The organism is Pelagibius sp. Alg239-R121, from assembly GCF_947331435.1.
Lineage (GTDB): Bacteria > Pseudomonadota > Alphaproteobacteria > Kiloniellales > Kiloniellaceae > Denitrobaculum.
This window is the reverse complement of sequence record NZ_CAMZOF010000011.1, coordinates 127,555-150,534: the sequence shown is the minus strand read 5'-3', so window position 1 is coordinate 150,534 and position 22,980 is coordinate 127,555. Positions and strand designations below refer to the sequence as shown.

Genomic DNA, 22,980 nt, shown 5'->3' with positions numbered 1-22,980 from the left:
GACTATGCCTCGGCCCTGCTGGATATCCCGCTCGCCACGGAGCTCGCCATTGCCGTCGCCGCGCCGGCGCCAGGTGTCTGCAAAGTGAGGTTGGCACCTGTTCTCGGGTCGAAGTAATGCAGGGCCGCAGTGTCCACGGCCAGCTGTACCTGGGTATCGTGTTCGAAGATACGCTCGGGCGAGGTCAGAGCGGTGATCCGAAGTCCCAGGATGTCGGCGATCAGGATACCCGTCGAACCCAGGGCTTCGTAGAGGTCGACGTTGGCGGTCACCTGTGCGCTGCCGGCCGGCATCTCGTCGGCCGGCCGTACGAACTGGGGCCGCAGGCCGATGGTTACGGCGCCGTCGTTTCGGGCGGCAAGAAGATGAGCTCTCGCAGGATCGACAGGCAAGAGAAGATCGCCTTGGTTGGCGCGCAGATGAAGGACGTCTGCATGGGATTCGAGGCGAGCCGGGATCACGTTGATGGTCGGTTGGCCCAGATGCTCGGCGACGAAGAGGTTGGCCGGGCGCTCAAAGAGATCCCTTGCCGTGCCGACATCCACCAGTCCGCCACTGCCCATAACCCCGATCCGGTCGCCGAGGGACAGGGCTTCGGCATAATCGTGGGTTACGTAAAGCGTGGCGACTTTGCGCAGATCCTCCAGGGTGTGGAATTGCTGGCGCAATTCATGCCGGATCTTGGCGTCCAAATGGCTGATGGGCTCGTCCAGCAGGAAAATCTCGGGATCGGCAACCAGCGTCCGGCCGAGGGCGGTGCGTTGTTTCTGGCCGCCGGAGACTTCGCCGGGTTTGCGGTCAAGCAGATGATCGATGCGCAGCAACTCGGCGACCGACTGCACCCGCTTTGCGATGGTGGCTGCGTCGGTCTTACGGGCACGCAGAGGGCTGGCGATGTTTTCTGCGACAGTCTTGTGGGGATAGAGCGCATAGGATTCAAAGGTCATAGCGACCCGGCGGCGGTAGGGCGGCAGGGCGGTAATGTCTCGCCCATCGACCAGTACCTTGCCGGCGTCGGGAGCTTCCAGTCCGGCGACCAGACGTAACAGAGTAGTTTTGCCGATGCCCGAAGGACCCACGATGACGAAGAACTCGCCCTCTTCGACTGTCAGGTCCATCCGGTCGATCACCGGAAAATCCCAGCCTTTGCAAAGTCCCTGAAGTTCAAGTCTTGCCATGGTTCAGCCCTTCACCACGCCAAGAGAGAGGCCGCGGACCATATAGCGGCGCAGGAGAATGAAGAGCGCGACCGGCGGCAGCATGGCCATGAGCGAGAAGGCCATCTGCAGGTTCCAGAGAGTCTGGCTTCCATGGGTGAAGGTCGGGATCACAATGGTGTAGGTTTTCACGTCGGTTCCGACAAAAAGGTTGGCAAAGAGATATTCGTTCCAGGCGAAGATCCAGCAGAGCATGGAGACCGAAATCATCCCGGGTAAAACGAGAGGCAGGGTTATGCGCATGAAGGCCTGCAGCGGCGTCCAGCCATCGAGATAGGCCGCTTCCTCGAGTTCTCGAGGGGCGTCTCGGAAAAACACCATCATCAGCCAGGTCGCCAGCGGCATGTTAAAGACCAGATAGAGGATGATCAGCGAGATCCGGCTGTCGGTGCCCCAGGGCGTTGCATCGAACAGAAAGAACATGGGGATTAGAACCGCAACCGGCGGGAACATGCGGTTCGAGAGGATCCAGAAGGCCAGGTTCTCGCCGCCCGCCTGCTTGGGAAAGCGCGCGAAGGCATAACCGGCCAGGGTGCCTAGAAACAGAGACAGCAGTGTATTGCCCGACGCGATCACAAAGGAATCCACCAGCGACTGGAAATTGGAGGACTCCGCAAAGACCGAAACGAAGTTCTCCGGGTGCCATTCCTTGGGCCAAAAACTGGGGATTGTACTGTTGGTTTCGGCCGGTGACTTGAAGGCCGTGATCGCCTTGAAATAGATGGGAAACAGCGTGAGAACGGTCCAGAGGCCGAGGAAGATCAGCAGCAGCGTGCGGACCAGGCGGTAGTTTTTTTCCGACATCCCGCGATCTCCCTAAGCAATACCCTGTGCCTTCAAGACCCGCTTCAGGTACTTGAGGAACAGTGTGATGATAACCGCCGAGATGGCGAAGATGATGATGGCGTAGGCGGCGGCCTCGCCGATGGCGAATTCACGTATGCCGCGCTGGAAGGCGATGTAGGTCGGCAGTTCGGAGGATTGCGCCGGGCCGCCGGAGGTCATGATGTAGACCAGATCGACGAACTTGAAAGCATCGGTGAAGCGCAGGATAAAGGCGATCGCAATCACCTCTTTCAGCATGGGCAGGGTGATGCGGCGCATGACCTGCCAGCCGCTGGCGCCGTCCACCTTCGCCGCTTCGTAGACCGCAGGCGGCAGGGAGACCCGGCCCGAATAGACGATCAAAAGAGGCAGCGCGGTCCAGTTCCAGATGTCGGCGACGATGATCGACCAAAGGGAGATACCTGAATTGAACCATTCGATGTGCTTTGAGATCAGACCCAGATTCAGCAACGCCTGATTGACCGCGCCGTTTGAGGGTGTCAGCAGGAACTTCCAGAGCACGCCCACGATCGAAGGCGACATCATCATCGGCAGGACCAGCAGAATCAGAATGAGGGTCCGAAGGGCATTGTTCTTGACCAGCTCGAAGAGGATCAGCGCCAGGACCGTCCCGAGCACGACCTGAAGACAGGCGCCGAAACTCAGATATTGCAGCAGATGGACAGTACTGTCCCAGAAGCGGTCGGACCCCAAAACCGTGGCGAAGTTTTCAAATCCGATGTAGCTCCAGTTGCCTTGGAACAGGCGCATCATGTTGGTGTCGTGAACCGAGTGATAGAACATCCAGATGGTCGGGTAGACCACGATTCCGAACAGCACCAGCACCGGCAGGCCGACCAGAACGATCGGCACCCAGCGCGCGACGATCAGATTGCTGCGTGCTTTGCGTGCGCGAAACCAATCCGGGAAGGTGGCGGGATCGTCACGGTCGATCGAGTTCGCCTTGGGACCTGATTCTGTCTGACTGATTTCCGACGAGGTGGCCGTCATATCGCTCACGCCGCGCATCCCTTCGAACGGTTGGAAGTTCCGACGGAGCTGCGCTCCATCAATTCCGGTTTCAGCAGCATGGTGCGCTGTGCCTTTTCTCCGGTCTTGAGGTGATCGATCAGGACTTTCGCCGCCCGGTGGCCGAGTTCGAAAGCCGGTTGCCTGATGGTCGTTAAGGGCGGCGACATGAAAGCGGCATATTCGATGTCGTCATAACCCATCACCGAGATGTCGCCGGGCACACTCAAACCTCCCTCGTGTATGGCACAGAGTGCCCCCATGGCGGAAAGGTCGTTGCAGGCGAAAACCGCATCGGGGCGCTCCTGCGCCGGAAGTCGGAGAAGCTCCTGCATCGCCAGATAGCCGCCTTGCACCGTCAGATCCGACACGGCCCGCAGATTGGCCGGAACCTTTGTGCCGCTTGTCTGAAGCGCGGCCTCAAGACCAGCCACCCTCTCGCGGCTGCGGGGATGGTCCGCAGGGCCGGTGATGCAGCCGACACGCTCGAAGCCAAAGGACGCCAGGTAGTTGCCGGCCATGCGGCCGCCGAGCAGTGAATCGTCGTTGATGACCGACACCACGTCCGCATCGCCCGTGTCGATGGCGACGACCGGTGTGCGCTTTAGGGCTTCGAGGCGCTTGAAGAACTGTGGATCGCCGTTGGTGGTCATGACCACGAGGCCGTCGATCCGCTTCATCATCAGCGCACGCAGGTGCACTACGAGCTTGTCGAGCACATCGTCGGTGTTGCAGAGGATCAGGCTGAAACCCTGGTCGAAGCAGCCGGTCTCGACACCGTGGATGACCTCGGCGAAGAAGGGGTTGGTCGAATTGGTAACCAGCATGCCGATGGAGTAGGTTTTCTTCACCTTGAGCGCACGGGCCACGCCGCTGGGTTCATACCCCAGCATCTCGATGGCTTTTTCGACCCGTTCGACCGTATCGGGCGATACACGCCGGGTCGAGTTCAGGACATGCGAGACGGTGGTCGCCGAGACACCGGATTCTCTTGCCACGTCCTTGATCGTCGCCATGGTCCGCCCCGTCTCCCGCTACCGTGACGCACCTCGCCGGCGCATCCGGGTTCAACAAGAAAAGCAATCGACCAGGGAGATTACAATCCGATGTCCGGGAAACGATAGCGGCACTTTAGATTAAGTACCCCTGCAGATTTTCCCTTTGAAAAAGTCTTTCCTAACAGACCGCCGCAGATTTTCGGACACCTTTGCGATGCACCAATTTGGCGATACTGCCTGTCTCCCCGAATCTTATTTTCAGAAACGATAGAGGCGCGCAAACGTTTGCGCAAACGATTTCGTTGCCGCAACGCAGCAATTCCAGGCGGACAGAGGGTTGGGGGAAGACGGCTTTTTTGAGCGGCCTGTCGGCGCAGGCGATCTTTTAAGTCGGGAGTTTTGCGGGTCAGCGCAGTCGGCGGTGTTACGCCGTCTGAAGGCGTCCCGGCGACAGGGAACAGCGGCCGCGGTGCGGATTGACCTCGACTTCGTCACGCTGCAGGACTTCCTTGAGTTGATCTGCGCCGCCGATGTATTGGCCGTCGATCCAGATTTGCGGCACCGTCACCGGGGTCTTGGGGCCGATGATCGGTTTCACGCGGCCCAGCATCTCGTAGAGTGCGCGCGGGTTTTTCACCACATCATGGTACTCGTAGTCCCTGCCGGATTCATCCAGATAGGCCTTCGCCTTCACGCAGTAGGGACAGGAAGCCTTGCCGAACACGTGGCTGCCGGTGATCGGGGTGCGCTCAACGTGGGCTTCGATGATGGCTTCGGTCAGCACACCGCGGTTCAGTGCGTGGCCCTGGCTGATGATCTTACCCTCGACCATGACGATCGGCGCATGCCAGCCGCCCTTGGGGAGGGGCTTCCACCATTCGCTCAGCCATTCGCGGGTATCGAGCTCGACCGGGATGCCGGCGAGCTCTGTCTCGAAGGTGTCCTGAATGACATCGGTGGTCAGGGCGCATTCGCCGCAGGGAATATTGACCTTAAAGGGTCCCCAGGCGCCTGCCCATTTGAATAGCTGCACTTGAACCGGTGCTGCACTCATAACCGTTCTCCGTCTCTCAGAATATGGGAACCCTTGCGCTTCAATCCAGGTGGCGAGACTCATTGGCGCTTTAAAGGCAAAAGAGCCTGAATCTCGCGGTTCTAACGGGATTGTGACGTCCCGTGTGCCGGCGAAACTGCTGTTTTAGAGAGCACTGCTTCGTAAAAACAAAAGCAATTCCACAAAAAGAACTATTTCCCTTATTCAAGGCTTTGGCGGAGACTGCATTTCAAGAGTTTAGCCAAGCGCATCGGCGTAACACCGCTACCACTAGACGAATCGAGCCTCTGCAATGAGGCTGAACGAGAGAGAAGACCTCTATGCCGCACACCAGGATCCGTCAGTTCAACACCAAGGAAACCTACCCTGAACAAAAACTGGACAATGACCTCTGCCAGACCGTGGTCGCCAGAGGAACCATGGTCTTTGTGCGCGGGCAGATCGGACAAGACCTCGACACCGCTGTCTCGGTTGGCATTGGCGATGCAGCGGCGCAGGCCGATCAGGCCATGGCCAACATTGCCAAGTTGTTGGAAGAGGCCGGTTCGCAGCTTGATCACATCTGCAAGGTGACGGTCTATATTACGGACCCGCGCTATCGGGAAGACGTTTACCGGACGATGGGAAAGTGGTTGAAGGGGGTCTTTCCTGTTTCCACCGGTTTGGTGGTGTCGGCGCTTGCCCGACCGGAGTGGCTGGTCGAGATTGATGCAATCGCCGTGATACCCGACGATGTCTGATCTTTGCTGCAACGAGATCTTTGCCGCAGCTAATATCTTTGCCACCGCTGCGAAATTGAGGACCAGGTGATGCCTTTACGTGCCTTAAACCAAGCTCAGGTTGATGAATTCCGGGCCAAGGGTGTTTTGACAGTCGAAAACGCCGTTACGTCCGAACAGTTGGCGGCTTTACGGGCAGAATTCGCCGGTTGGGTCGAAGAAAGCCGCGGGCAATCGGAAAGCTACGGCAAAGCAGTCGATGGCCGTCCCCGGTTCGATCTGGAGGCCTCCCACAGCGCAGCAAAGCCGGCACTGCGGCGGGTCAACGCGCCGGTCGATGTCTCCGACGTCTACCGCGAGGTCGCGCGGGACAGCCGGATGGTCGACATGGTGGCCGATCTGATCGGCCCCGATCTGCGCTATCATCACTCCAAGATCAATTCCAAGCTGCCGGGCACTAAAACGGAAGTGAAGTGGCATCAGGATTTCCCCTTCACCCCGCACAGCAATCCGGATTTGGTGACAGCTCTCCTGATGGTCGACGAAGTGACCGAGGAAAACGGGCCTTTGGAAGTCGTGCCCGGTTCGCATGTCGGGCCGATTCACTCACTTTGGCACGATGGGCACTTCACCGGTGCCGTGGCGGAGGATATTGCAGCGGACTTCCAAAAGCGTGCGGTGAAGTGTTTCGGGCCGGCCGGTTCGGTCTGCCTGATGCACACCAGGCTGGCACATGGATCGGCGCCGAATCTTTCCCAGCAGCCGCGCACGTTGTCTATCACGGTTTATGCTGCTGCCGATGCCGCCGCCTGTTCGCCCAATCCCGTACCTTCGACACTGGATGGCGAGATCGTGCGGGGAACCGAGCCCAACAGAATCCGGTGCGAAGCCTATGAGGTCGAGATACCCGAGTATCCGCGCGGCGCGTCTTTCTTCCTGCAGCAGGAAGCCAGTTAGGGGCCGGTGATATGACCTTTTCGATCGCAGCCCGCTGTGAAGAAACCGGAATGTTCGGTCTCGCCGTCTCATCGTCGTCGCCTGCCGTCGCCGCGCGCTGCGCCTATGCACGTGCCGGCGTTGGCGCGGTTGCCAGCCAGAACATTACGGACCCGACGCTGGGGCCGAAGGCACTGGATCTGATGTCTCGAGGACTGTCGGCGACAGATGCCATAAACACGCTCGTTGCTGACGAGCCCTTCGTCGCCTACCGGCAGCTGACCGCGATCGATGTTATGGGTCGGACGGCTCATTTCTCCGGCGACGGTACGCTCGGCTGCAACGCGGTGGCGGAAGGGAAGAACGTCGTTTGCGCGGGCAATCTTCTGGCGAATGAAGAGGTGCCGCAGGCGATGGTGGCGGCCTTCGGGAAGTCCGGCGGGGTTCTGGGTGACCGGATGTTGGTGGCCATGAAGGCAGCTTTGGCGGCTGGCGGAGAAGAGGGGCCGGTTCATTCCGCCGGCCTCTATCTGGTGCGTGACGTTGCCTGGCCGATTGCCGACCTGCGTGTCGACTGGCGCGAAGAAGATCCGGTCGGTGCTCTCGCGGATCTCTGGGAACTCTATAAGCCCCAGTTGGAGGCTTATGTCACCCGTGCCCTCGATCCACGCGAAGCGCCGAGCTACGGTGTGCCCGGAGATGCCTAGCCTGGTTTCAAAGCCTGCTTTCATTTCGGCTGCGTCCATGCTCTAGATTCGGGTATGCGCTTTACGCTTCGACAGCTTGAGTACTTTGTGGCCGCCGGCGAGACGCTCAGCATTACGCGCGCTTCCGAACGCACGTCGATCTCGCAGCCCTCGATCTCGACCGCGATCAGCCAGCTTGAGAAGGAGCTCGCTGTGCAACTCTTCGTCCGGCATCACGCCCAGGGGCTCTCGCTAACGTCAGCGGGCCGGCGCCTGCTGCGTGAAGCCAAGGCGTTGCTGGATCAGGCCGAAGGGCTCTACCATCTGGCAGATGAGGTGAGCGGTCAGCTGCGCGGCAGCCTCGCCGTTGGCTGCCTGGTCACTCTGGCACCGATGATCGTGCCGGAGCTGTCGCATTCCTTTTCCACTGCCTATCCCGGCACCGAGGTCCGGGCGGAAGAGGCGCATCAGGAAGCCTTGTTGGAGCGCTTGCGCCAGGCGGAGATCGAAGTTGCTATTACCTACGATCTGCAGATCCCCAATGACATCGCCTTCCGGCCGCTCGTCTCGCTGCCGCCGCACGCACTGGTGGGCGAAAGTCATCCCTTGGCCGGGCGGAGAGAAATCGACTTGGCAGAGCTGGCCTCCGATCCGCTGGTCCTGCTGGATCTGCCCATGAGCAGGGAGTACTTCCTGGCCATGTTCATGCGCGAGGGCCTGGAGCCGGTGATTGCCGCCCGCTCCGCGCATCAGGAGGTTGTGCGCACCATGGTGGCGAACGGTCAGGGTTATAGCCTGGCGAATATCCGGCCGCGCTCTGACCAGGCAATGGACGGCCGTAAGCTTGTGCGCCTGTCGCTCACTGGAGACTATCGCCCTATGTCGATCGGCACCGCGACCGCCGCGCAGATCGGAAAGTCCAAGCTGCTGGAAGCCTTCGAAGAACACTGCGCCTCGCGGATTTCGGTAAGTCATATCCCGGGTATGATTGCGCCGGGCGAAGATTAGGCTCGATAGGGATCAACCGAGCCAATTGAGGTCATTGAAAAAAAAAGCTTGAGCCGGACCCAACGTCACAGCTTAAGACTCTCTGTATGACTGCTAAATCAAACAGCAATTCCAAAGGTGAGAAACTGCTCACCGCTGCCGAATGCGCCGCCAGCATCGGCCTGACGGTGCGGGCCCTGAGACTGTATGAGGCCCGCGGTTTACTCACACCGCAACGTACAGAGAAGAACTGGCGGCTATACGGCGCAAGCGAGATTGCGCGTCTCAGTGAGATCCTGGTCCTGAAGCAGCTGGGCCTCAGTCTTACCAGTATCGTCGAACTGCTCGTGAACCAGGATAGCCGGTTCGACGAATTGCTTGCGGTTCAGCAGGCCAGTCTCACAGAGCGCCGGAACCAGATGGAACAAAGTCTGCGGCTGGTGACAACGCTGCGCGAAAAAGCAGCGCGGGGTGAAGTTCTAAGCGTCGAGGATCTCTTGAAACTCGCGAAGGAAACGCAGATGTCCGATACAACATCCGAAGCCATGGCCTGGAAACGGTACGAGCAAGCCCGCCCGCGCGTCGAAATCCCGGCCGATCTCGAAACTATGACGGATTACGTCGGTTCCTACCTTTTTGACGACGGATTGGCGGCCCGGATCTCCGAAGACGAGGGGCGACTGTTCGTTCAAATGGTGGGGCAGCCGCCGGTCGAACTCTACGCCGAGGCAAGAGACCGCTTTTTCCTGAAAGTGGTGCCCGCGCAGGTGACCTTTACCCGTGCCGCAGGCGGATCGGTTGAAGCCCTGATCCTGCATCAGGGCGGATTCGAAAAACGCGCGGACCGAGCTGGCTCTGGTGACTTTGAGGCTGCGGAAGCCGCGCTTGCCGAGCGGGTCCGGCGGAAGCAGTCGATGCCCGGAAGCGAAGATTTATTGCGCCGCGTGATCGCGGAACACCGGGCAGGGAAGCCGGATTACGACCAGATGAGCGAACCACTCGCTCAGTTGGCGCGCGAACAGTTGCCGGTCATCGTGCCCGAGCTTGAACGTTTGGGCGAAGTCCAGACGATCACCTTCAAAGGGGTGGGGCCCGACGGCTTCGATGTCTATGATGTCCGTTTCGAAAACGGCAACCTGGAGTGGGGGCTTTGTCAGGCGACCGACGGAATAATTAGCGGGCTCTACCTGCGCCAGACTCCATAAAGCTTAGGTTCCCACCACCATCGGCGAAACCAACCGACGTAAGGTGGCCATAACACTAAGGGCGGTGATCTTCCCCGTCGGTGGATTTTCCGGCGTCGGAATGTTCTCGATGGTCATGGTCAGACGAGAAGAATCCGATTCCACTGCAATGCTGTGGGTGTTGCGCGTAATCGTGGGGTCGGCCCAGATCTCGACCTGCGTGCGCTCCGGCCCGATTCCAGCTAGCGCCAGGGCGGCCCCGACATTGACGTTGGCGGGGAAGCCGATCGCCGCTTCCCGCGCGTTGCCGGAGAAGACTTTGACCGGTTCGGTGATGTTTTCGACATCGATATCGTTCTGAACCAGATGAGGCGCGCCCTTGAGACCGGCGGGCGGTTTACGGGTGGTCATGCGGATGGATTCCACGTCACCCTCAGCCACGGCTTTGACCGCATCCAGACCGAGCAGAGCTCCGGTCGGCACTACGATTTTCGCGCCGGCTTCTTCAAGGCTTTCCATGACTTCCGGGTACTTGAGCAACACGCCAACGGAGAGGGGAACGAGCGTCTTGCCTTCGGCGATGACTGAATCTGCGATCTCCCGGAAAACGGCGGCGGGGGCGCATTCGACGATAACGTCGGCCACTTCGGCCAGTTCGCCGAGCGCCAGAACCTTTGGTGGGGAGCGAAAATCCGAGAGGCGTTTCGCGGCCGCTTCCCGATCCCGCGCAGAGACAGCGGTGAGGACCATTCCGGGCAGTTCGCCGGCGTCGATCCTGCGGGCGACTGACAGCCCGATGGTTCCCAGACCGGCGATGGCCAGCCGCGTAGGGGTTTTATCCTGCATCAAAAATTTCCGCCGATCTTCAGTTCAGCCGTACGCCAGGGTTGGCGGACTGGCGGCATAATAGAGTCTCTCCCTGCGAAAAATCCATGCTATGGTTCCGTATCTTTGCATTCAAAAAACAAAATTAACCAAATAACAGGGAGTGATTGATGACAAAGTTTACGCCGATTCTGGGAGCCGCGGTTGCCGCGGCCACCTTTGTTTCCGCGACCGGCTTCTCAGGCGCAACATCAGGCGCTTATGCCGCGGACATCCCTTGCAGCACCGCAAAGTTGATCGTGCCGTGGAAAGCGGGCGGTGGCACGCATATTATCTTCTCGACCTTCGAGGAAACTATCAAAAAACTCGATGTCGAACCCAAAATTCAGGTAGTCACCGTCCCCGGGCAGGGTGGTAACAAGGGCGCCAAGGAAGCCCGTAAGGCCAAGGCCGACGGCTGCACGCTCTTTGCCATTCACCAGAGCGCCATCGTGGGTTATCTCAACGGCCGTGTGGATTTCACCTGGGACGCTTTCGACATGGTTGCGCAGGTGACCAGTACACCGGAGCTGATTGGCGCGGCCGGCGGTGTTCCCTGGAACAGCTACGACGACATGATTGCAGCGGCGAAGGCCGATCCGGAGAGCCTCAAGTTGGGCGCGACCTTCGGTTCCACCAGCCAGTTCATGTGGGTTTTGCTGGAAGGCCTGACCGACACCAAGTTCAAGTACGTGCCCTTTGATGGCACCAGAGAGCGTATCACGGCGTTGCTTGCCAACACGATCGAGCTGGCAACCATCAACGTCCCCACGGCGCGCAAGTATGTGGCCACCGGTGAGTTGAAGGCTTTCGCCATTGCCGCCGATAAGCGCTCCAAGCACCTGCCCGACGTACCGACGCTGAAAGAACTCGGCACCGACATGACCTATGCGCTCGACCGGGGCATCGTCGCGCCGAAAGGCACGCCGAAGGATGTGATCGCCCACTGGGGTGAAATCTTCAAGAAAGCCGCGCAGGATCCAGAGCTGATCGCGGCGATGGAAGCCAAGGGCACGGATGTGAAGTGGGTCGGACCGGAAGGCTACGCTGCCTGGTTCAAGGAGACCTACACTGCGCACGAAAAGGTCGCCATCGACATCGGCATGTATAAGAAATAGGCAATGACCCGCAGACCGCGGCGCGGTTTGCTGTGCAACGAAGTCTGGCCGGATCGTTCTTGCGGCCCGGCCGGCTTCAGGCACGGGATGTTCTTTACTCATGACCGGCATCTGTAACTGAAACGTTGGCGCCCTTATGTCCCTGCCCAATCGGGATACGATCATTGCGATCGTACTGCTGTTTTTCACCGGTGTGCTGATCTGGGCGAGCTTCGATATTCGCAGTCCTGATTACGGTATCTTGGCGCCTTCGGCCTGGCCGCGGTCTGTCCTGGCGATTTTGACCGTATTCGGTCTGATTTACCTCTTCCAGTCCCTGCGTACGCCGCAGAGCCAGAGGCCTGCGGAAGATACTGACGCAGGTGGCGGCCTGATCGGCTGGTTTGTCAGGTACCGCAATCCGCTCTGGTGCTATCTCATTTATTTTCTCTTTCTGGCGACCCTGCCGTTTTTTGGTACCTTGATCGGCGGCATTCTGCTGGTCTTTCTGCTGCTCTCCGTCTTGGGCGGCTTTGCGCCGAAAAAGCTCCTGCTCCACGGTGTCATCGCCTCGGTTTCCATGGGCGCCATGTGGGCGATCTTTACCTTCGGTTTGCGCGTGATCCTGCCTCGGGGCTCACTCTTCGAAGTGATATAGGGGCAGGGGGCGGATATTATGCTGTTTGAAAATCTCCTCGGCGCCATTAACGAAATCGGCAACTTCCAGACTTTGGCCTTCATGGTCATCGGTGCGACCGCGGGCTTGATCTCGGGGGCCATCCCGGGCTTTACCATCGCCATGGCGGTAGTTCTTACCCTGCCCTTTACCTTTGGCATGCCGCCGGCACAGGGCATCGCAACCATGATCGGCGTGTTCGTCGGCGGTCTTTCCGGTGGTTTGATGTCCGGCATTCTGACCGGCATTCCCGGCACGCCCTCCTCGGTGGCGACGACCTTTGACGGCTTTCCCATGGCGCGGACGGGTAATCCGGGCCTTGCACTGGGATTGGGTGTCTGGGCCTCCTTTTTCGGTGGCGTGATTTCGGCCGTCCTGCTGATCGCCGTGGCACCGCAACTGGCGCGGGTCGGGCTCGAATTTCAGCCCTGGGACTACTTTTCCCTGGTGTTCTTCGCCCTGACCATCACGGCCAGTCTGGCTGGTCAAAATCTGGTCAAGGGCCTGATTGCAGGCGCGCTGGGACTTCTGATCGCGACTTTTGGCGAGGATGACATCAACGGCGTTTCGCGCTTCGATTTCGGGATCGAGTATCTTCAGGAAGGCTTCGGGTTTCTGCCGGTGCTGATTGGTCTCTTTGCCTTCAGCCGTCTGATGACCGACGTGCGCGATCCCAAGACCGCGACCATGGCTTTGACCGATATGCAGGAGGTTAGCATCCGGATCGAGCATCGACGGGCTGCGCTGACTGTTTTGAAAAGCTGGGGCAATCTGCTGCGTTCGTCGCTGATTGGAGTCTTCACCGGCATACTGCCGGCGGCGGGATCTTCGATCTCGAACGTCCTGGCCTACGATCAGGCGAAGAAGGCCTCCAAGACGCCGGAAAAATTCGGCAGTGGCTTCGCCGACGGCATCATTGCACCGGAATCCGCCAACAACGCCACGGCCGGCGGTTCGCTGATCACCATGATGGCACTCGGTATTCCCGGCGACATTATCACCGCCGTCATGCTGGGCGCGCTGCTCATTCATGACGTGATCCCCAGTCCGAGCTTTATTACCGAAGCGCCGGTTCTGGCTTATTCGATCTTCCTGGCATTTTTCATAGCCAACTTTCTGGTGCTGGGCCTGCAGTCCGGCGCCCTCAAGCTCTTCGTCCTGGTGACGCGTGTGCGCATGTACGTGCTTGCGGCGATCATCCTGGCCTACTGCGGGATCGGCGTCTTCGCCCTGCACAACATTGTTTCCGACATCTGGACGCTCTTCATCTTCGGGATCGTGGGGTATGTCCTGCGCAATCTGGGCTTTCCCCTGGCGCCGGTCATTCTGGGTGTTGTGCTCGGGCCAATCGCAGAGAAGTGGCTGTCCCGCTCCCTCGCGATCTCGACCGATGTCTCAATGTTCTTTACCCAGCCCTGGTCGCTCTTTTTTGTTATCGCCAGCGTTTTTTCCCTGCTTTTCACTCTGTACCAGCGCGACCGCGGCAAGAAGCCCTGGACCCGTTTCTATCCACCGGCTTTGATGCTCTCGCTGTCGCTGCCCATTATCATGATGGGAGGCGTCGTGCGGCCGGTTGTCGGTGCCGGCCTGATCGTGGCTGCACTCTATCTGCTTTACCGCACGCAGCAGGACGGCAAAGCCGCTGAAAACTGACCGGTAAGGCGATGGAATATCTAACACTGGGCCGGACGGGTCTGAACGTCAGTGTCGCCGGGCTCGGCTGCGGAGGCGCGAGCCGCCTCGGACAGGGCTACGGCGAAAGCCACGCGCACTCCGTGGGCATCGTAAAAGCCGCAATGGATCTGGGCATCAATTTCATCGACACGGCTGCGGTCTACGGCACCGAGCCGATCGTGGGTGAAGCTGTAGCGGGGCGGAGAGAGGATATCGTCATCTCCACGAAGCTCCCGATCGTGCCGCCGGGCGCCTCCGCGCTGGGTCAGGATTTGATTTCCGGAGAAGACTTGGCTGTCAGTCTGGAAAAAAGCCTGACCAGGCTGGGAAGCGACTACGTCGATATCCTTCACCTGCATGGCGTCGTGCCCGCCCAATACGAGTATTGCCTGCGCGAATTGGTGCCGGTGCTCCAACGCTTCCGCGACCAGGGCAAGATCCGCTTCCTAGGTCTGACAGAACGCTTTATCTATGATCCTCAGCACGCAATGCTGAACCGGGCGTTGGAAGACGACGTCTGGGATGTCGTGATGACCGGTTTCAACCTGATCAATCAGTCGGCGCGGCAACGGGTATTTATCCCTGCCGGTGAAAAAAGCGTTGGGGCCCTGATCATGTTTGCCGTGCGGCGGGCGCTCAGCAACCCGGAAGCACTGCAGGCCATGCTTGGCGAATTGGTCAATGAAGGCCTGGTCGATCCGAACGCCTTCGCGGCGGACGATCCGCTTGGTTTTCTGCGGACGCTGGGCGGTGCCGAGACGGTCGTCGATGGCGCCTACCGCTTTTGCCGTCATGAGGCGCGGACAGGCGTGGTGTTGACCGGAACCGGAAGCGCGGATCATCTTCGTGAAAACGTGGCATCCATTACCTCTCCAGCTTTGGCGCCGGATTGCGTGATCCGCCTTGAACAGCTCTTCGGCGCCATTGATAGTGTCTCCTGCAACTAGAGCCTTTATCTCATTTCAGTTCCGAGGCCGTAAGATGCGCCTACTTGCCTGCCAGATCGATATTCCTTCCACCGCGACCCCTGATGCGCGGGACCGGCATCTCGATAGCCTGGAACGCAGGGTTTCCGAAGCGCTTGTAAAGACCCCGGCGGATTTGGTTGTGCTGCCCGAACTCTCGGCGATCGATTACTCTCGTGAAAGCTTCGCCCGGCTCGATCTTCTCGCCGAGGATCTGGAGGGGCCGTCCTTTGAGCGGTTTCGCGAAATCGCAAAACGCTTCGATATTGCCGTCGTCTACGGCATTCCGCGCAAGGGCGATGATGGTTATCACATCTCCCAGGTTGCGGTCGGACCCGACGGCGCGGTTATCGGCTGTTTCGACAAGCTTCATCTCGCGCAGTACGGCGCCTCGATGGAAAAGGAATATTTTACACGGGGCAAGGCACCCTTTTCCTTCTCCTTTCGCGGCGTCAAGATCGCGCCGATCATCTGTTACGATATCCGCTTTCCGGAACTTTCGAGATCCCTGGCATTGGAGCACGGGGTCGATCTGATCCTGCATTGCGGTGCCTATGCGCGGGATCGTTCCTTTTACAGTTGGCATCATTTCGTTGTTTCCAGAGCCCTGGAGAACCAGCTCTATTTTCTCAGTCTCAATCGCGCGGGGGTTGATTTCGGACATTCCATCTTCTGCCCGCCCTGGATCGACGAGGAGCTTCCCGCTCTCACTTTTCCGGAGCACGCGGAAGCCTTCGTGCGCTGCGATGTGGATCTGGAGCAGATGAAGGCTGTGCGGCGCGAATACAGTTTTCTGGCTGACCGGCTCGCGCGGTACGGTAACGCGGAGTGAGCTTGAAGACCCCGTCCGTGATCGCCTGAATTTCCCGTACCGACCGGCGGTACTCAGTTGATTAGTCTCGCAAAAGCAGTGTTCTGTCGGTTCAATGGACGCGAGCGTGCGGTCTTCGATCTGAAATACCTTCAATAAAACACATGCATAAAAAACGTATAGGGATATACAAAAATGTTGTATCATGAATTAACGAAATATTAGTGTTCAAAATTAACGAGATATATTGCAGTTTTTAAAGCTATTTAGTGTTGAAAATACAGCGGAAAATGCGAACTAAAACTGTTCTAAAGAACAAATTCAGCCACTGGAGTTCTGGAAATCGACGATTTAGTCAATTGATTTACAACGCAAAAAAATAATTCTCTGAAATGTATCTGCGGCGTCTCAGGAATATTTGTGTGCGATCGCGAACTTTGCCGGGAATTAGGCTTTTATATTTCCCCTGTGCACCTATTCATTGTTCGCCTGTGATTGCCATTAACTCTTTATAATCACAGTTTGCGCTAAAAGCTGTGCTTGTCACGAAATCTTCGGTGTGGAGAAATTGATGCTGAAAGGGACAAGGCAGCAGCTGTTGCGGGTTCTCTCTCTGGTAGCTGCCTTTGCTATGGGCGGTGAGGCGAATGCGGCCAAACCATCGGGTGATGTGTATGCCGACTTGAAGGCGCAATACGCACGGCCGCTCTATATCCCATTTCCCTCAGGAACCCCATATTCACCCCAGTTGGCGACCCTCGGGAAAATGCTGTTCTTCGATCCGCGGTTATCGAGCACGGGGAGCATGAACTGCGTAAGTTGTCACACGCCGTCCTTCGGATATGAAGCGCCGGTCGAACAGGCCGTCGGCGCCGGTGGACAGGCGTTGCCACGGCATGCGAATACCTTGCTGAATATGGCATGGGTGGCGCCCTTATTCTGGGACGGTCGTGCCGCGAACCTCGAACAACAGGCTGTAGGACCGATTACGTCTCCCTTGGAAATGGCAGGCGATTTCGACGACATCGTTGCGCAGCTTTCGGAAATCGAAGAATACCGCAGCTGGTTCGACAAGCTCTTCCCCGATGAAGGGGTTTCACGCGATAGTATTCTGACCGCAATTGCGACCTATGAACGGACAATTGTCAGCGGTTGGGCGCCCTTCGACCGCTGGGTCGACGGGGATGAGGACGCTGTCGGCGACGACGCCAAGCGTGGCTTCGCCGTCTTCAATGGCAAGGCTCAGTGCTCCAATTGCCACACAGGCTGGAACTTCACCGACAATGCCTTTCACGACATTGGAATGGGTGATGAAGACCGCGGCCGCGGCGTGCTGGATGCCGACAGCCAAAAGGCTCAATATGCATTCAAGACTCCCGGTCTGCGGGATCTGACCCTGCGGGCGCCGTTCATGCACAACGGTGCTCTGGCAGATTTGGAATCGGTGATCATGCATTACGAGTCGGGTGGCATGGGGCGGCCTTCCGCGTCGCCGATGATGCAGCCCTTTGAACTGACGGATGATGAGCGTGAGGATCTCTTGGCCTTCCTCCGCAGCTTGACGGCAGAGATTTCCGAGACGGCGATGCCGATACTTCCGAATTGAACGTTAGTTAAGACTGCAACGCGTCTGTTCGGTGCGTGCGAAATCCGAACAGGCTTAACCGATTACCGCAGAGCAAAGCACGAAACATGTCGATCAGAAGCAAAATATTTCTTCCGTTACTGGGCGCCATCCTGCTCGGTGTGTTGCTGACCGGGCTCATGGCTTGGCAAGCCAATCGGGAGCACCAAAACGTCAGTGACGCTTTGACAAATGTCGTGGCGGCGAACCAGCATGCACGTGCGCTCGTCGAGGATTTCGAGTTGGCTGTCGCTTTGATTGAACGCGTGACGGCAATGACGGCTCTGGTGACGGCGGAGGAGATTGAGGAAGCTTTCCACGCGATCGACGAACGCATGCTTGAGAGTCTGTCCGGATTGCGCCAGGCGGCCCTGTCGGTGGAGGTCGAAACCTCTATCGCCGAGATTGGCGGCGAATATGAGATGTGGCGCGAGGATGCGCAGATTCTTCTCGGCCTTCAGCAGGCTGCCGAAGTGCCGACCAGCGAAAAGCTGATGCGTCACCAAAGGGCGCTGACGAACCTGATCGGGCACGCACGCGAAATGGTGGACCGGGATGCGGGGACTGTTGTCTATGAAGCTGAAGCCTCGATGCAATCCGCCCTCTTGGTCGCTTTCGGAGTGACTCTCGTGTTCATCGCGCTGGGCGTGGGCATTGCCTTTGCTGTGTCGCGGAATCTGAGCCTGCCGCTTGTAAGACTCGTCGAGAGCGCCGAAAAGCTCGTCGCTGGCGATTCCAAGGTGGAGTTTCCCGGCTGCGCGCGCCAGGACGAGGTTGGAGCGGTGGCGCGGGCCATTGCCGGTTTCCGGGACGGTGTCGTAGCCAACGCAGAGTTGGAAACCAAGGCCCAGTGTCTGCAGAAACGCCGTGAAGAGCGGACCAGTAAAATCGAAAGCCTCATCAACAGTTTCAGTAGCAAGACGGAGGAACTCCTCGGGTCGGTCGAAGCCAAGATGGGGACGATGAAGCAGACCGCCGTGACCCTCTCCGAGATCGCCAATGCCACGTCGGACAAGGCGACCGGCGTTTCCAACGCGTCCGAGAAGGCCTCGACGAGCGTTACGACTGTCGCCGGCGCAGCGGAGAAGTTGTCGGCCTCCATTTCAGAGATCTCACAGCAGGTTGGCCAGACCTCCAGGATTGTTGGAGAGGCGACCGCGAGTGCCCTCTCGACCAACGACAAGGTTGCGGGCCTTGCCGAGGCCGCCAGCAAGATCGGGGATATCGTCTCGTTGATTCAGGAGATTGCCGAGCAGACCAATCTGCTCGCCCTGAATGCCACCATCGAAGCAGCGCGCGCCGGCGAAGCCGGGAAGGGTTTTTCCGTAGTGGCCTCCGAGGTCAAGGCCCTGGCAAACCAGACGGCGAGTGCCACGGAAGAAATCTCGACCCAGATCACCGCTATCCAGAATTCCACAGGTGATGCCGTGACCGCGATTTCGGCGATCACAGAAACCATGAACAAGGTCAACAGCTATACGACCTCGATTGCCGACGCCATGGAAGAGCAGGGCGCAGCAACTCAGGAGATCAGCCAGAGCATCTTCCTGGCCTCGGATGGGGCAAGCAAGGTGTCGGAAAATATCTCCGGGGTTTCCGTGTCGGTTGCCGATACCAGCCGCTCCGCCGGCGAAGTCGGAAGCGTCGCCAGCGAGGTCAGCCAGGAAACGCTGATGCTCAAGCAGACCGTGCAGCACTTCCTGACCGACGTCAAAAGCGCGTAGCCGCGCCAGTCTTTACTCTCCAGGTACCAGTTCTCTCTCGACACGCCGCCGTTCTTTGGAAGGAGCGAGTTCATCCATGATCTCGTGCCAACAGGCCTTTTGATTGGAAAAGGCGAGCAGGTCTGACGTTTGCCCCGCGTCTTCGTCGAGAAGGCCGCTGTTCAAGATCAAGTAGGGCGTACCCTCCAGTTCGACCGGGAGCGGAGAGCCGCAGGCCTTGCAAAAAGCACGCTTGTAGGCCGGCGGCGATTTAAGAAGAGGGGCCCTGTATTCGCCAACAAGGTCTTGACCGCTTGTCCAGCGAAAGCCTGCACCATGGGCCAGCATTTCCGGTGTAAAGGCGCCGCCAGTCGCTTTGCGGCACCGTGCCGCGTGGCAGTTCTGGATTGGGCTGACATAGCCGGTGATCTCAAACTTGACGTCGCCGCAGAGGCAACTGCCTTGAATCATACCTGTTTCCCCTTTGAGCTCGGGTTTAGAGCGCGCTCGATCTCGATTATCGCGATCAAGAATAGGGATCGCCCTCTAACCAAATGAACGAGAGACTGATTCACGATACCTCTGTGAGCATTAGAAAATGATCAGGCTCTACTCAGGCTCGTTCAGGCGCACCTGTCCGGCTGTGCCCGCGAGCGGATTGCTTCACAGATAAGGGGCCGGCGGGGGAGTTTTGAGAGGAACACAAACAGTCATTTGTGAAACTTGCCGGTCCAATTTTGAACCAGCGTATTGCGGCCTCCTGCGGATGTAATCGGCGCTTGTGTCCTTGCATTGCTTCGATCAGCCGGATCGATATCTTCCTGGGCGAAGCGGTTTAACGGGTGAAGGGCGCAGAGGAAATCGAATTCTTCTGCGCCGCTTCCATTTCGCCTCACAGGCTTTTCATCACCGCTTCCACCGCGCCTTTGGTTGCCGTGACGATGGTATCGGCCTCCTCCCGGCTCAGGCAGAGCGGCGGTGCGAAACCGAGGATGTCGCCCTGGGGCATGGCGCGGGCGATAACACCGCGTTCAAGCAGTGCTGCGGCAATCTGCGGGCCGATCTTTTGTGTAGGATCGAAGAACGCCCGGTCGTCTTTGTCCGCGACGAATTCGATTGCCGCCAGCAGGCCTTCGCCGCGTACCTCACCGACGTTTGGATGGTCTGCAAAGGCCTCTCGAAGGGTCTCGTTGAAGTAACCACCGGTCGTACCGGCATTTGAAATCAGATCCAGTTCATCCACCAGCTTGAGATTGGCGACACCCGCGGCCGCACAGATCGGGTGGGCCGAATAAGTCCAGCCATGGCCGATCGGACCCATCTCGTCGGAGCCCTGTTCGAGGACCTTCCAGACCCGGTCGGCGACGATCGAGCCGGAGAGCGGGGCGTACGCCGAGGTCAGACCCTTGGCAATGGTGATGATGTCCGGTTTGATGTCGTAGTGATGCGCGCCGAACTTGGATCCCAGGCGCCCAAAGCCAGTGACTACCTCGTCGGCGATCAGCAACACGTCGTATTTGTTCAGGACCTGTTGGATTTTGTCCCAATAGCCGCTGGGCGGGGGAACGATGCCGCCCGTGCCCAGAACCGGCTCGCCGATGAAGGCGGCGACGGTATCGGGACCTTCGGCAAGAATCATCTCTTCCAGCTTGTCTGCGCAGAACTGAGAAAAGGCATCCTCGCTCATATCCGGGTCGGCGCGGCGAAAATAATAAGGCGCTTCCGTATGGAGGATTGGTGCGCGCGGCAGATCGAAGGCATTGTGAAAGAGCTGCAGACCGGTCAGCGAGCCGGTCATAACCCCCGATCCGTGGTAGCCGCGCCAACGCGAGATGATCTTCTTTTTTTCCGGCCGACCGAGAACATTGTTGTAGTACCAGACCAGTTTGATGTTGGTCTCGTTGGCATCGGATCCGGAAAGGCCGAAGTAGACCCGGTTCAGGCCCTCAGGCGCGCGCTCGGCAATCATCTTCGCCAGTGTGATGGACGCATCCGTGCCGTGGCCGACGTAGCTGTGGTAGTAGGCGAGTTCATGTGCCTGCTTCGAAATGGCCTCGGCAATCTCGGTGCGGCCATAGCCGACGTTGACGCAGTAGAGGCCGGCGAAGGCGTCCAGACTCTTCTTGCCGTCCCGATCGACGATGTAGGCGCCGCTGCCCCCGGTGACGATCCGGTTCGGCGTCTCGCCGCGTGCGTGGGCCGCCATGTGGGTCGAGGGGTGAAAAAAATGCGCGCGATCCCAGTGATCGAGCTGATCGTTGTGCTGGAGCATTTAGGGCCTGCTTTCGTCGTTGGCTAGCTGGGTTGTATTGTTGTTACTGCAAAGTATGGCGCCTGGCTTATGCGGCGTCGATACAGCAGTATTTTAACTCGGTGAAGGCTTCCATGCCGTGGCGCGAGCCTTCGCGTCCCAGACCGGATTGCTTGATGCCGCCGAAGGGCACCGGCGCGCCGGTCAGCTTGACCCGATTAACGGCAATCATGCCGACCTCAAGAGCCTCACGCATGCGACGGATGCGCTGCTGGTCTTGCGTGATCAGATAGGCGGCCAGGCCGTATTCACTGTCGTTGGCGCGGGTGATCACTTCGGTCTCACTGTCGAAGGGAACGATGGCGGCGACCGGTCCGAAGGTCTCCTCGGACATGATTCTGGCCGAGTCGGGAACGTCCGCGAGAACCGTTGGCTGATAGAAAAGCGGACCAGAATCATCGCGTTTGCCGCCTGTCAGGCAGCGCGCGCCCTGGGCGAGAGCGTCTGCCACCTGGTCCTCGAGCTTTTCGATTGCGCGTTCGTGCATCAACGGACCGATCGCCGCTTCAGGCTGGAATCCGCGCCCGACCCGAAGAGCGGCACTGCGCCCGGCGAAGGCCGCACAGAATGCCGGATAAAGCTTTCGCTGCACATAGATGCGGTTCGCCGCCAGACAGTCCTGGCCCGAGGTCGCAAACTTTGCCGGGACTGCGATCTCAACGGCCTTTTTCAGATCTGCATCGTCAAATACGATCAAAGGCGCATGGCCGCCAAGCTCCATGACCAGTTGCTTCATGGTCTTGGCGCAGCGCGCGGCGAGCAGGCGGCCGATTTCCGTCGAGCCGGTAAAGCTCAGCGCACGAACGCGCGTGTCGTCGCAGAGCATTCCAACAATGCGTTCGGCGTCACCGGTCACCACATTGAAAAGTCCGGCGGGGAAACCCACGCGGTCCGCAAGTGCTGCGAGGGCCAGCGCCGAGAGTGGTGTCCAGGAAGAGGGGTGTGCAACAACCGTGCAGCCCGCTGCAAGGGCCGCCGCGGCTTTCCTGGTCACCATGGCTGAGGGGAAGTTCCAGGGCGTCACGATCCCGGCGACGCCGACCGGCACCCGTTGCAGAGACATTTCCGCGTTCGGCAGATGGCTGGCGATGCTCTCGACGTTTGTGCGTTTTGCCTCTTCTGCATACCACTCGACAAAAGAAGCGGCATAGTCGATCTCCCCGCGCGATTCCTCCAGCGGCTTACCCTGTTCCAGGGTCATGAGGATCGCCAGATCCTCCCGAGCCGCCAGGATGGCCTCGTGCCAGGCCCTCAAGAGGGCCGCGCGTTCCTGCGGCAGCGTGCTGCGCCAGGCCGAAAAGGCGCGGGCGGCCGCGTCGATTGCCTTTCGGGTTTCTTCGGCACCGCAGTTGGCCACCTGCTGGAAATCCCCGCCGGTTGCCGGATCCCGCACCGGGAAGCAGGTTCCATCGGCCGCAGGCATCCAAGCTCCGCCGATATAGGCGGCAGCGCGCAGGAGCGAAGGGTCGGCAAGCAGGTCCAGTTCGTGCGGCTGGTCCGGTGATATAGAGGCGGTCTGTACGGCCATGTTCTTCTGACAATCCGTGTGATCAGGAATTCAGCCGGAGGATAGGCTCGAAAGCGTGGAGATTGGGTCTGACTTTGACGCTCCAGGCAGAA

The 22,980-nt window shown here is 59.0% G+C and carries 21 protein-coding genes; 12 read left to right on the top strand and 9 right to left on the bottom strand.

Going from position 1 to position 22,980, the window contains the following annotated elements:
• Positions 1 to 2: 2 nt before the first annotated feature.
• The 5 genes from QMZ18_RS30230 to QMZ18_RS30210 all read right to left on the bottom strand — a co-directional run bounded on the left by QMZ18_RS30230 (position 3) and on the right by QMZ18_RS30210 (position 5,123).
• Complete coding sequence (locus QMZ18_RS30230; RefSeq protein ID WP_282610138.1) at positions 3 to 1,178, bottom strand: ABC transporter ATP-binding protein; 1,176 nt, start codon at positions 1,176 to 1,178, stop codon at positions 3 to 5.
• Between the two features lie 3 nt (positions 1,179 to 1,181).
• On the bottom strand, positions 1,182 to 2,021 hold the full coding sequence (locus QMZ18_RS30225; RefSeq protein ID WP_282610137.1) for a carbohydrate ABC transporter permease: 840 nt from the start codon (positions 2,019 to 2,021) through the stop codon (positions 1,182 to 1,184).
• A gap of 12 nt (positions 2,022 to 2,033) precedes the next feature.
• Positions 2,034 to 3,053, bottom strand: a complete 1,020-nt coding sequence (locus tag QMZ18_RS30220) for a carbohydrate ABC transporter permease (protein WP_282610276.1) — start codon at positions 3,051 to 3,053, stop codon at positions 2,034 to 2,036.
• A 5-nt stretch (positions 3,054 to 3,058) separates the two neighbouring features.
• Positions 3,059 to 4,087 (bottom strand): substrate-binding domain-containing protein, encoded by a 1,029-nt coding sequence (locus QMZ18_RS30215; protein WP_282610136.1) that lies wholly within the window; start codon positions 4,085 to 4,087, stop codon positions 3,059 to 3,061.
• A gap of 406 nt (positions 4,088 to 4,493) precedes the next feature.
• A complete protein-coding gene (locus QMZ18_RS30210; RefSeq protein WP_282610135.1) occupies positions 4,494 to 5,123 on the bottom strand; it encodes a glutaredoxin in 630 nt (209 codons plus the stop codon).
• A 320-nt stretch (positions 5,124 to 5,443) separates the two neighbouring features.
• Between QMZ18_RS30210 and QMZ18_RS30205 the strand changes: the two genes are divergently transcribed.
• From QMZ18_RS30205 to QMZ18_RS30185, 5 genes are all read left to right on the top strand, one after another.
• The gene (locus tag QMZ18_RS30205) at positions 5,444 to 5,863 is read left to right on the top strand and encodes a RidA family protein (protein ID WP_282610134.1); all 420 of its coding nucleotides are present in this window, start codon (positions 5,444 to 5,446) and stop codon (positions 5,861 to 5,863) included.
• A gap of 69 nt (positions 5,864 to 5,932) precedes the next feature.
• The gene (locus tag QMZ18_RS30200; RefSeq protein ID WP_282610133.1) at positions 5,933 to 6,799 is read left to right on the top strand and encodes a phytanoyl-CoA dioxygenase family protein; all 867 of its coding nucleotides are present in this window, start codon (positions 5,933 to 5,935) and stop codon (positions 6,797 to 6,799) included.
• An 11-nt stretch (positions 6,800 to 6,810) separates the two neighbouring features.
• The gene (locus tag QMZ18_RS30195) at positions 6,811 to 7,485 is read left to right on the top strand and encodes a DUF1028 domain-containing protein (protein ID WP_282610132.1); all 675 of its coding nucleotides are present in this window, start codon (positions 6,811 to 6,813) and stop codon (positions 7,483 to 7,485) included.
• A gap of 54 nt (positions 7,486 to 7,539) precedes the next feature.
• The gene (locus QMZ18_RS30190; RefSeq protein WP_282610131.1) at positions 7,540 to 8,472 is read left to right on the top strand and encodes a LysR substrate-binding domain-containing protein; all 933 of its coding nucleotides are present in this window, start codon (positions 7,540 to 7,542) and stop codon (positions 8,470 to 8,472) included.
• Between the two features lie 86 nt (positions 8,473 to 8,558).
• Positions 8,559 to 9,656 (top strand): MerR family transcriptional regulator, encoded by a 1,098-nt coding sequence (locus tag QMZ18_RS30185; RefSeq protein ID WP_282610130.1) that lies wholly within the window; start codon positions 8,559 to 8,561, stop codon positions 9,654 to 9,656.
• A gap of 3 nt (positions 9,657 to 9,659) precedes the next feature.
• Here QMZ18_RS30185 and QMZ18_RS30180 read toward each other — a convergent pair whose 3' ends face one another.
• Positions 9,660 to 10,481, bottom strand: coding sequence for an aspartate dehydrogenase (locus QMZ18_RS30180; protein ID WP_282610129.1), 822 nt, complete (start codon positions 10,479 to 10,481; stop codon positions 9,660 to 9,662).
• Positions 10,482 to 10,630: 149 nt separating this feature from the next.
• Here QMZ18_RS30180 and QMZ18_RS30175 point away from each other — a divergent pair, with 149 nt between their 5' ends.
• The 7 genes from QMZ18_RS30175 to QMZ18_RS30145 all read left to right on the top strand — a co-directional run bounded on the left by QMZ18_RS30175 (position 10,631) and on the right by QMZ18_RS30145 (position 19,070).
• The gene (locus QMZ18_RS30175) at positions 10,631 to 11,617 is read left to right on the top strand and encodes a tripartite tricarboxylate transporter substrate binding protein (RefSeq protein ID WP_282610128.1); all 987 of its coding nucleotides are present in this window, start codon (positions 10,631 to 10,633) and stop codon (positions 11,615 to 11,617) included.
• A gap of 136 nt (positions 11,618 to 11,753) precedes the next feature.
• Positions 11,754 to 12,254: a tripartite tricarboxylate transporter TctB family protein gene (locus QMZ18_RS30170; protein ID WP_282610127.1), complete on the top strand. Its 501-nt coding sequence runs from the start codon at positions 11,754 to 11,756 to the stop codon at positions 12,252 to 12,254.
• An 18-nt stretch (positions 12,255 to 12,272) separates the two neighbouring features.
• Entirely contained in the window at positions 12,273 to 13,925 is a 1,653-nt protein-coding gene (locus tag QMZ18_RS30165) for a tripartite tricarboxylate transporter permease (RefSeq protein WP_282610126.1), read from the top strand.
• 11 nt (positions 13,926 to 13,936) lie between these two features.
• Positions 13,937 to 14,893, top strand: a complete 957-nt coding sequence (locus tag QMZ18_RS30160) for an aldo/keto reductase (RefSeq protein WP_282610125.1) — start codon at positions 13,937 to 13,939, stop codon at positions 14,891 to 14,893.
• Between the two features lie 34 nt (positions 14,894 to 14,927).
• Positions 14,928 to 15,743, top strand: a complete 816-nt coding sequence (locus QMZ18_RS30155; RefSeq protein ID WP_282610124.1) for a carbon-nitrogen hydrolase family protein — start codon at positions 14,928 to 14,930, stop codon at positions 15,741 to 15,743.
• A 550-nt stretch (positions 15,744 to 16,293) separates the two neighbouring features.
• Positions 16,294 to 17,328: a cytochrome c peroxidase gene (locus QMZ18_RS30150; RefSeq protein ID WP_322097436.1), complete on the top strand. Its 1,035-nt coding sequence runs from the start codon at positions 16,294 to 16,296 to the stop codon at positions 17,326 to 17,328.
• Positions 17,329 to 17,414: 86 nt separating this feature from the next.
• The gene (locus QMZ18_RS30145) at positions 17,415 to 19,070 is read left to right on the top strand and encodes a methyl-accepting chemotaxis protein (protein ID WP_282610123.1); all 1,656 of its coding nucleotides are present in this window, start codon (positions 17,415 to 17,417) and stop codon (positions 19,068 to 19,070) included.
• Between the two features lie 12 nt (positions 19,071 to 19,082).
• Here QMZ18_RS30145 and QMZ18_RS30140 read toward each other — a convergent pair whose 3' ends face one another.
• The 3 genes from QMZ18_RS30140 to QMZ18_RS30130 all read right to left on the bottom strand — a co-directional run bounded on the left by QMZ18_RS30140 (position 19,083) and on the right by QMZ18_RS30130 (position 22,888).
• Entirely contained in the window at positions 19,083 to 19,520 is a 438-nt protein-coding gene (locus tag QMZ18_RS30140; RefSeq protein ID WP_282610122.1) for a GFA family protein, read from the bottom strand.
• Between the two features lie 421 nt (positions 19,521 to 19,941).
• A complete protein-coding gene (locus tag QMZ18_RS30135; RefSeq protein ID WP_282610121.1) occupies positions 19,942 to 21,321 on the bottom strand; it encodes an aspartate aminotransferase family protein in 1,380 nt (459 codons plus the stop codon).
• A 67-nt stretch (positions 21,322 to 21,388) separates the two neighbouring features.
• Positions 21,389 to 22,888: an NAD-dependent succinate-semialdehyde dehydrogenase gene (locus QMZ18_RS30130; RefSeq protein ID WP_282610120.1), complete on the bottom strand. Its 1,500-nt coding sequence runs from the start codon at positions 22,886 to 22,888 to the stop codon at positions 21,389 to 21,391.
• Positions 22,889 to 22,980 lie beyond the last annotated feature (92 nt).